The following is a 6,723-nucleotide window of genomic DNA, read 5'->3' as shown; positions in this document are numbered from 1 at the left end:
TTGCGGGGGAGATGGGCGGCAGCCCAGAGGGGGGCAACATAGAGAGCCACCCTTCGCCGGATGACCAACGCCGCGCCTACGCCGCCGCAGCCGCCGTCCTCGACCCCGAAGTCCCCTGTGTCACCGTCGCCGATCTCGGCATCCTGCGTTCCGTCGAAATCGTCGACGGCGTGGCCGTGGCGAAGGTCACGCCGACATATTCCGGCTGCCCCGCCGTCCTCGCCATCGAACTCGCGGTCGAAGCCGCACTTCTCGACGCCGGCTTCCAGGCCCGCGTCGAGCGCGTCATATCGCCCGCCTGGACGACGGACTGGATCACCGAGGAAGGCCGAGAGAAGCTCAAAGCCTACGGCATCGCGCCGCCCGTGAATGGCTCCAACTCGATCCGTTCTCTTTTTGGCGAGACGGTCGTCGCCTGTCCGCAATGCGGCTCATCCGAGACCGAGCGCGTTTCCGAATTCGGCTCGACCGCCTGCAAGGCGCTCTATCGCTGCGCCGCATGCCGCGAGCCGTTCGACTATTTCAAATGTATTTGAGGTCCCGATGGCGCCGCGTTTTCACGAACTGAAGGTTTCCGGCATCGAGCGGCAGACGCCCGATTCCGTCGCCGTCGCCTTCGACGTGCCGGACGATCTGCGCGAGATCTTCGCCTTCAAGCCGGGCCAGTACCTGACGCTATCGACCGAGATCGACGGCAGGGAAGCGCGCCGATCCTATTCGATCTGCTCGGCGCCGGGCGATCCGCATTTGCGCGTCGGCGTCAAGCGCGTCGCGGACGGGCGCTTTTCCTCCTTCGTCAACGAGACGCTGTCCATCGGCGACGTCATTCGCGTCATGCCGCCGGAAGGGCGGTTCACCTCGCTCGTTGGGGAGCGGCACGACTACATCCTGATCGCTGCCGGATCGGGCATCACGCCGATGCTTTCCATCGCGCGCACCGTGCTCGGCCACGAGCCGGACAGCACGATCACGCTGATCTACGGCAATCGCGCCTCCGACCAGATCATGTTTTTGGAGGAACTCGAGGATCTGAAGGACGCGCATATGCGTCGCTTCAGCCTGATCCATGTTCTCTCGCGCGAAACGCAGGATGTCGAGCTCCTGAACGGCCGTATCGACGGCGCGCGCATCCGCGAGCTTGCCGCGCGCGGCGCGATCGACCCGCTGGCGGCGGACGGCATCTTCCTGTGCGGACCGGGCGAGATGATCGACAGCGTCTCGGCGGAACTGACGGCGCTCGGCGTCGATGCGGACAAGGTGCGTTTCGAGCGTTTCACGCCCTCCGGCGACGCGCCCAAGCCGCGCCCGCGCTCGGCCGAAGCCGAAAAGGCCGCGCAGGATGGCATCGCCATCGAAGTCGTCGTCGACGGCGTGCGGCGGTCCTTCGACATGATCGACCAGGACGCGACCGTGCTCGACGCGGCGCACCGCAAGGGGCTCGAACTTCCTTATTCCTGCGCCAACGGCATGTGCTGCACCTGCCGCTGCCGTGTGGTGGAGGGCGAAGCCGAGATGGCCGTCAACTATTCGCTGCAGCCCTGGGAAATCGAAGCCGGCTTCACGCTCGCCTGCCAGACGCGGCCGACGTCGAAAAAGCTGGTGCTGGATTTCGACGCGGCTTGAGCCGCCTCACTTTCCTTCGCGGATTTGCGTCAGCGTCTTGGTCGGCGTGATCGCCTCCGGATCGAGCCGGACCTCGATGATCGCTGATGTTCCGCTTGCCCGCGCGCGCTCATAGGCTGGGCCGAACTCTTCCGTCTTCGCGACGATCTCGCCATGACCGCCATAGGCGCGAGCGAGCGCGGCGAAGTCGGGGTTCTTCATCGTCGTGCCCGAGACGCGGCCGGGATAGTCGCGTTCCTGGTGCATGCGGATCGTGCCGTAGATGCCGTTGTTCAAGATGACGACGATGATCGGGCGATCGTACTGGATCGCGGTCGCGAATTCCTGGCCGTGCATCTGGAAATCGCCGTCGCCGGCCCAAACGAGCACTTCGCGCTCGGGAAACAGACCCTTGGCGGCGACGCCCGCCGGCACGCCGTAGCCCATCGAGCCCGACGTTGGCGCGGCCTGGCCGTTGAAGCGGCGGTAGCGGTGGAAGCGGTGCATCCAGGTGGCGAAATTGCCGGCGCCATTGGCGACGATCACGTCCTCGGGCAGGTTCTCTTCCAGCCACGCCATGACGGGACCCATCTTGACCGCGCCGGGGCCGTCGGTCGGCGGGGTCGACCAGTCGAGATAGCTCTGGTGGAGTTCTTCCGTGCGGTTCGCCCAGGCGGGCGTGGCAGAAGGTCCGGTGCGGGAAAAGGCTTCGGCGAAAGCGGTGTTGGACGCGTTGATCGCCAGTTCCGGCCGGAAGACGCGGCCAAGTTCTTCCGGGTCGGGGAAGACATGGACCAGCTTCTGGTCGGGGTAGGGGCTTTTCAGCAGCGTGTAGTCGGCCGACGGCATTTCGCCGAAGCGGCAGCCGATCAGGAGCACGACATCGGCATCCTTGATGTAGCCGGCGAGCTTCGGGTTCGCGCCAATGCCGATGTCGCCGGCATAGCAGTCGTGCAACTGGTCGCAGAGCGTCTGGCGGCGGAAGGAGCAGCCGACCGGCAGCTTCCATTTCGAGATGCCGGCGCAGATCTGCTTGACCGCTTCTTCCGTCCAGCGCGTGCCGCCGAGGACGAGGAAGGGACGTTCCGCGCCCTCGAGCAGTTCGACGAGGCGGTCCATCTCGGGTTGGCCGGGACGCGTCTCGACCGGCGTGTAGGGTAGCGGCTTCGGCGCCTCGACCTCGTCCCTCAGCATATCTTCGGGCAGCGAGATGACGACCGGACCCGGCCGGCCCGAGGTCGCGACCGCGAAAGCACGGGTGACGAGTTCGGGGATGCGGGCTGCGTCGTCGATCTCGACGACCCATTTCGCCATCGAGCCATAGAACGCCTTGTAGTCGACTTCCTGAAACGCCTCGCGCTCCTTGATGCCGCGGGCGATCTGGCCGACGAACAGGATCATCGGGTTGGAATCCTGCTGCGCGATGTGGATGCCGGCCGAGGCGTTGGTGGCGCCAGGGCCGCGCGTGACGAAGCAGATGCCGGGCTTGCCGGTCAGCCGACCTTCGCAGTCGGCCATCATCGCGGCGCCCCCTTCCTGGCGGCAGACGACGTTCTCGATCTTCGAATCGTGCAGCGCGTCGAGGACGGCGAGGTAGCTTTCGCCCGGAACCGAGTAGATGCGCTCGACGCCGTTCGCTTCGAGCGCGTCGACGATCAATTGTCCACCAGTCCTCATTTCGCGCTCTCCCCGATTTCCTTCAGCACTTCGTCCGTATGCTCGCCGAGACGCGGCGAGGGTCGCTCATATTCCAGCGGCGTCGCCGACATCACCATCGGCGCGCGCACGGAGGGCAACTTGTTGCCGTGGCCGTCGTCCAAATCCATGCGCATGCCGCGCGCGATGGTCTGCGGGTCGGCGAAGCTCTCCGCGATGTTGTTGATCGGGCTTGCCGGCACGGCTGACGCGTCGAGCTTGGGCAGGAGGTCGGCGCGCGTCCACGACGCAAGCGTCTCGATCATCGTCGCGCGCAGCCGGTCGCGGTTGACCACGCGGGCGGGGTTGGTGGCGAAGTCCGGATCGGTCGCCAGATCGTCGAGCCCGACCACCTTGCAGAAGCGCTGGAACTGGCCGTCATTGCCGGCGGCAAGGATGAAATGGCCGTCCTTGCAGGGCAGCACTTCATAAGGCGCGATGTTCATGTGGGCGTTGCCCATCTGCTTCGGTGGACTGCCGGAGACGAGATAGTTCAAATTCTGGTTGCCGAGCACCGAGACCTGCGTGTCGAACAACGCCATGTCGATATGCTGGCCTTCGCCGGTGGCCTCTGCGTGGCGTAGCGCGGCCTGAATGGCGATGACAGAATAGAGCCCGGTGAAGATGTCCGAAATCGCGACGCCGGCCTTTTGCGGCTCGCGGCCCGGCTCGCCGGTGATCGACATCATGCCGGACATGCCCTGTATGATGAAGTCATAGCCCGCGCGCGGTGCGTAGGGCCCATCCTGACCGAAGCCGGTGATCGAGCAATAGACGAGGCGCGGGTTGATCGCCTTCAGGCTCTCATAGTCGAGGCCGTATTTCTTCAGGCCCCCCACCTTGAAATTCTCGATCATCACGTCGGCGGTCGCGACCAGCTTTCGCACCTGCTCGGCGCCTTCCGGCGTCGAGAAGTCGATGGCGACGGAGCGTTTGCCGCGATTGGTCGAGTGGTAATAGGCGGCCGACAAATTGGTGCCGTCATGGCCCATGACGAAGGGTGGCCCCCATTTGCGCGTGTCGTCGCCGCCGTCGGGGTTCTCGATCTTGATGATATCGGCGCCGAGATCGGCAAGAACCTGGCCGGCCCAGGGTCCGGCGAGAATGCGGGCGAGTTCGATGACGCGAACGCCCTTGAGCGGCGGTTGAGACATGAATTTAAAGCAGGGCTCCCTCGTGTCCTACCTGCCTAGCAGACCGGGCCGGGCCACGGAACCCGCCTTGGATCAGGCCACGGCGCTGCGTGCCCATTCGGCAAAGTCGGCGGTGATGATGTCGCGATTCAACTCGTTGAGGGATTCGTGGCGGGTCTCGGCGTAAATCCTTGATCGCAGATTCGAAAAGCCCATCGCCTGCATTCGGCCGGCGAGCCTTTCGACCGCCTTGCCGCCATCCGTCGCCGGGTCCCTTTGTCCGCCGACGAGCAGGACCGGAAGGTCGCGCGGGATGATCGTGAAGTTGCGGTCGTCGGCGCCGCGGAAGATGAAGTCGAAGACCGTCCGCCACGTCGCGACCGAAACGTCGAAGCCGCAGAGCGGGTCGGCGACGTATTTCGCGACCTCCGCCTCGTCGCGCGACAGCCAGTCGAATTCGGTCTTCGCGTTTGGCACCTGCCTGCCCCAGGCCTGGAAGGTGAGTTTCGGCAGCATGTGCGAGGGCACGTCGGAGCCGAGGCGAAACCGCTCCCAGGCGAGGATGGCCTGCGCCGCGCGGCCGAGCGCGCCGGCGGAAAAGTTCGCGTTGAAGATGGCGGCGGCCGCCACGCGCGAAGAATGACCCATCAGATAATTCAAGGCGATCAACCCGCCCATCGAATGACCGAAGAGGATGACCGGCAGGCCCGGATGGTTGCGTGCGATGAGGTCGTGCACGGCATCGACGTCGCCCAGAACCTTGCCATGCGCGGGTTCGGTGCCGAAACGGCCGAGCGGCGCGTCGGGCGCGGTCGTTTGCCCATGGCCACGATGGTCATGCGCGTAGGTGTGGAAGCCATGGGCAGCCATGGCGTCCGCGAAACGCGCGTAGCGGGCCGCGTGCTCGGCCATGCCGTGATTGACCTGGATGACGCCGCGCGGCTCGCCCTCGGCCTGCCGGAAATGGACGTTCAATGTCGCGCCGCTCGGCGAGGGGTGGGCGATCATATCGGTGAAGGCCATGCGATGGGCTCCTGCAAGAAGGTGACAGGCTATCGAGGTGGCATCTTCCTGAGAAGCACCGCGTCTGAATGCGCAGACCATGTGCAATGCACAATTTTGATCAAGTCTTGGGCAAAAGGCGCTTGCCAAGGTTGTAGGCCGGCGCTTTTATGGAGCCATAAGAGACAATGGCGCCAGAGGGGTTCCGACAATGATAACAAGACGTTTGTTCACGCTCGCCGCAGCGACGATGCTCGGCGGCTTTGCCGCCGTGATGCCGGCCGCAGCGCAGACCACCGACATCAATTTCACGCTCGACTGGAAGTTCGAAGGCCCCGCGGCCGGTTTCTTCCTCGCGCAGGACAACGGGCACTTCGAGGCCGAAGGGCTGAACGTGACGATCGATTCGGGCAATGGCTCGGTCGAGGCGATCCCGCGCGTTGCGACCGGCACCTACCAGATGGGGTTCGGCGACATCAACTCGCTGATCAAGTTCCTCGACGAGGACCCGGCGCAGAAGGTCAAGGCGGTGATGGTCGTCTACGAGCGCCCGCCTTTCTCGATCATCGGTCGCAAGAGCCAGGGCATCACGGAAGACCCGAAATCGGTCGAGGGCAAGAAGCTCGGCGCGCCGCCGCCGGACGGCGCATTCGCCCAGTGGCCTGCCTTCGTCGAGGCCGCCGGCATCGACGAGAGCACGGTGACGATCGAAAGCGTCGGCTTCCCGGTGCGCGAGCCGATGCTGGCGCAGGGCCAGGTCGACGGCATCTTCGGCTTCGCCTTCTCCTCGGTGCTCAACCTCAAGGCGCAGGGCGTCGACGAGGAGGACATCTCGATGATCCTCATGGCCGAGAACGGCCTCGACCTCTACGGCAACTCGATCCTCGTGAACACGGATTTCGCTGCCGAAAACCCCGATGCAGTGAAGGGCTTCCTGCGTGCTCTCGCCAAGGGCTTCGCCGATGCCGTCGCCGATCCGGAAGCAGGCGTCGATGCGGTGATGAAACGCAACGAAATCCTGACCAAGGAAATCGAAGTCGAACGTCTCGAGATGGCGAACGAGCTCAACATCAACACGGCCTACGTGCAGGAAAACGGGTTCGGCGGCGTCGACGACGCGAAGCTGGCGCAGTCGATCGAGTACCTGAAGGTCTCGATGGGGCTGAAGGGCAATGTCGATGGCGCTGCCGTCTTCGACGCTTCCTTCCTGCCCGCCAAGGAAGAGCGGATGCTGCCGTAGCGGCATCGCCCTTCATCCCGATCCGGCGCTCCCTTGAACGGGAGCGCCCTT

General features: G+C 64.9%; 6 protein-coding genes. 3 read left to right on the top strand and 3 right to left on the bottom strand.

What is annotated here, in order from left to right; genetic code table 11:
- Nucleotides 1-11: 11 nt before the first annotated feature.
- Together paaD and paaE are read left to right on the top strand one after the other, a co-directional pair.
- A complete protein-coding gene (gene paaD / locus ALII_RS0118705) occupies nt 12-536 on the top strand; it encodes a 1,2-phenylacetyl-CoA epoxidase subunit PaaD (RefSeq protein ID WP_024588742.1) in 525 nt (174 codons plus the stop codon).
- 7 nt (nt 537-543) lie between these two features.
- Nucleotides 544-1,623: a 1,2-phenylacetyl-CoA epoxidase subunit PaaE gene (paaE, locus tag ALII_RS0118700; protein ID WP_024588741.1), complete on the top strand. Its 1,080-nt coding sequence runs from the start codon at nt 544-546 to the stop codon at nt 1,621-1,623.
- Between the two features lie 6 nt (nt 1,624-1,629).
- Here paaE and ALII_RS0118695 read toward each other — a convergent pair whose 3' ends face one another.
- From ALII_RS0118695 to ALII_RS0118685, 3 genes are all read right to left on the bottom strand, one after another.
- The gene (locus ALII_RS0118695; protein ID WP_024588740.1) at nt 1,630-3,279 is read right to left on the bottom strand and encodes a thiamine pyrophosphate-binding protein; all 1,650 of its coding nucleotides are present in this window, start codon (nt 3,277-3,279) and stop codon (nt 1,630-1,632) included.
- Nucleotides 3,276-4,451 carry a CaiB/BaiF CoA-transferase family protein gene (locus ALII_RS0118690; RefSeq protein WP_024588739.1) on the bottom strand — a complete coding sequence of 392 codons (1,176 nt, stop codon included), beginning with the start codon at nt 4,449-4,451 and terminating at the stop codon, nt 3,276-3,278. Before ALII_RS0118690 ends, ALII_RS0118695 begins: the two co-directional genes overlap by 4 nt.
- A 72-nt stretch (nt 4,452-4,523) precedes the next feature.
- On the bottom strand, nt 4,524-5,453 hold the full coding sequence (locus tag ALII_RS0118685) for an alpha/beta hydrolase (protein ID WP_024588738.1): 930 nt from the start codon (nt 5,451-5,453) through the stop codon (nt 4,524-4,526).
- Nucleotides 5,454-5,643: 190 nt separating this feature from the next.
- Here ALII_RS0118685 and ALII_RS0118680 point away from each other — a divergent pair, with 190 nt between their 5' ends.
- Entirely contained in the window at nt 5,644-6,672 is a 1,029-nt protein-coding gene (locus ALII_RS0118680; protein WP_024588737.1) for an ABC transporter substrate-binding protein, read from the top strand.
- Nucleotides 6,673-6,723 lie beyond the last annotated feature (51 nt).

Origin of the sequence: Aliihoeflea sp. 2WW (genome assembly GCF_000497755.1) — a bacterium.
In the GTDB taxonomy this organism is placed as follows: Bacteria; Pseudomonadota; Alphaproteobacteria; order Rhizobiales; family Rhizobiaceae; genus Aliihoeflea.
Note: the sequence above shows the minus strand (reverse complement) of the source record. Positions and strands in the feature narration are given on the sequence as shown.

What these genes read in the sequence shown, in the direction of transcription:
- ALII_RS0118695 (WP_024588740.1), bottom strand. Translation starts at nt 3,279, where the DNA reads ATGAGGACTGGTGGACAATTGATCGTCGACGCGCTCGAAGCGAACGGC.
- ALII_RS0118685 (WP_024588738.1), bottom strand. Translation starts at nt 5,453, where the DNA reads ATGGCCTTCACCGATATGATCGCCCACCCCTCGCCGAGCGGCGCGACA.
- ALII_RS0118680 (WP_024588737.1), top strand. Translation starts at nt 5,644, where the DNA reads ATGATAACAAGACGTTTGTTCACGCTCGCCGCAGCGACGATGCTCGGC.
- ALII_RS0118690 (WP_024588739.1), bottom strand. Translation starts at nt 4,451, where the DNA reads ATGTCTCAACCGCCGCTCAAGGGCGTTCGCGTCATCGAACTCGCCCGC.
- paaD (WP_024588742.1), top strand. Translation starts at nt 12, where the DNA reads ATGGGCGGCAGCCCAGAGGGGGGCAACATAGAGAGCCACCCTTCGCCG.
- paaE (WP_024588741.1), top strand. Translation starts at nt 544, where the DNA reads ATGGCGCCGCGTTTTCACGAACTGAAGGTTTCCGGCATCGAGCGGCAG.